Raw genomic sequence first — 1478 nt, forward strand, 5'->3', positions numbered from 1 at the left:
CTAGTACAACATCCCGCAAATATCTTTAATAATTATCGGGCTGTAAATAGGGCTCCAGGAGCGTGACGATCAACTGGGCCATCTCGTCGAGTGTGCCGGTGCCAGGCAGCGGCTCCCAACGCCCACTGTGGGTACGAAAGGCGGCTCCATAGCGTTGGCGGCCGAGCTCGGTCAGCCGAGCCACCACGGTGGGCTCCTCGTCGTCCAGACGTTTGATCAGCAGGTGACGCCCGTAGGCTTGCGTGATGATCTGCTCGTGGCCGAGCAAGCTGCGCAGTTGCCGCTGCAATTCGGCAGCGTAGTGTTTGGCGGGTAAGGCTGGCATGTCGATTCTCGATTACGATGCGCCGGTTTGCAGTGGATAGCCCCGGAAGCTCCATTTGAACGGGCGGGCCACCTGATTGTGCGCGCCGACAAACTGCTCGGTGCGTTCGCGCAGGTGCGCGATGCTGGTATGGCTCGCATGGCGCAGCACTCGGCGCGTGTAGCAGGCAAACCAGAGCTCGATCTGATTGACCCAACTCGCGTGCAACGGCGTGAAGTGGAAGTGAAACCGCCCATCGTGCCGCGCGTTGAACGCCTGCCAGACGGCTTCGGCGCGATGCGTGTTGAGGTTATCCCACACCACGTGCACCTGCTTGTCCGGGTACGCGCTTGCGACGCGCTCCATGAAGGCGACCAGATCATCCTGGGTGCGCCGGTCGCGGCATTCTGCCAGCACCTGTCCGGTATGGACGTCCAGCGCAGCAATCAACGCCTGGGTGCCGTGACGGATGTATTCAAACTCACGACGACGCAGCCGCCCCGGCACGGGCGCGCGTCCCGGGTACTTGCGCTCGATGGCCTGAATTCCGGTTTTCTCGTCGATACTGAGCACCACCGCGTTGCGAGGCGCCTTACGGTACAGCTTGCAAATTCCGTTGACCTTCTCGCGAAAGGCCGGATCCGGGCTGTGTAGCCATTGCTGGACCCGGTGCGGACGCACGTCGCCGGCCTGCAGAATGCGCTGCACCTGGCTGCGGCTGATCTGCCCGACGACACCGCGCTCCACGGCGCGGGCCACAATCTCGTCGAGCGTAGGCGTAACCCGTCCCTCAGGTTCCTGCGTTTCACACGCCAGCGCGATCAACTGTAGCCGCGCCTCGTGCGTGATGCGTGGCGGACGGCCACTACGCTCGCCCTCGCGAATGCCTTGGGCACCGTGCTTGGCAATGCGCTTACGCCACAGGCAGACCGTCTGTACCGATACATCCAATTCCCGCGCAATGACGGTATTGGAGTGGCCCTCGTGGGCCCACAACGCGATTCGTGCGCGCATGACATCTCGCTGCGCAGCCGTCTTGCGTTCGATCAGTGATAACAATTCCTGTTGTTCTTTCTTCGCCAGCTTCACTGGCGTTGCTTGGCGGCCTCGGCTCATCCCGCCATGATATCCGAGGCGATTAATTATTCAACCTATTTACGGGATGTTGTACTAG

The 1478-nt window shown here is 61.6% G+C and carries 2 protein-coding genes; both read right to left on the bottom strand.

Going from position 1 to position 1478, the window contains the following annotated elements:
* Positions 1-25: 25 nt before the first annotated feature.
* Positions 26-325, bottom strand: coding sequence for a hypothetical protein (locus J8I82_RS37630; RefSeq protein WP_209765686.1), 300 nt, complete (start codon positions 323-325; stop codon positions 26-28).
* Between the two features lie 12 nt (positions 326-337).
* The gene (locus tag J8I82_RS37635) at positions 338-1420 is read right to left on the bottom strand and encodes an IS630 family transposase (RefSeq protein WP_209765688.1); all 1083 of its coding nucleotides are present in this window, start codon (positions 1418-1420) and stop codon (positions 338-340) included.
* Positions 1421-1478 lie beyond the last annotated feature (58 nt).

The organism is Cupriavidus consociatus, from assembly GCF_017814975.1.
In the GTDB taxonomy this organism is placed as follows: domain Bacteria; phylum Pseudomonadota; class Gammaproteobacteria; order Burkholderiales; family Burkholderiaceae; genus Cupriavidus; species Cupriavidus consociatus.

Bases quoted from the DNA above. Each gene is read 5' to 3' on its own strand.
- J8I82_RS37630 (WP_209765686.1), bottom strand. From the start codon at position 325: ATGCCAGCCTTACCCGCCAAACACTACGCTGCCGAATTGCAGCGGCAA.
- J8I82_RS37635 (WP_209765688.1), bottom strand. From the start codon at position 1,420: ATGAGCCGAGGCCGCCAAGCAACGCCAGTGAAGCTGGCGAAGAAAGAA.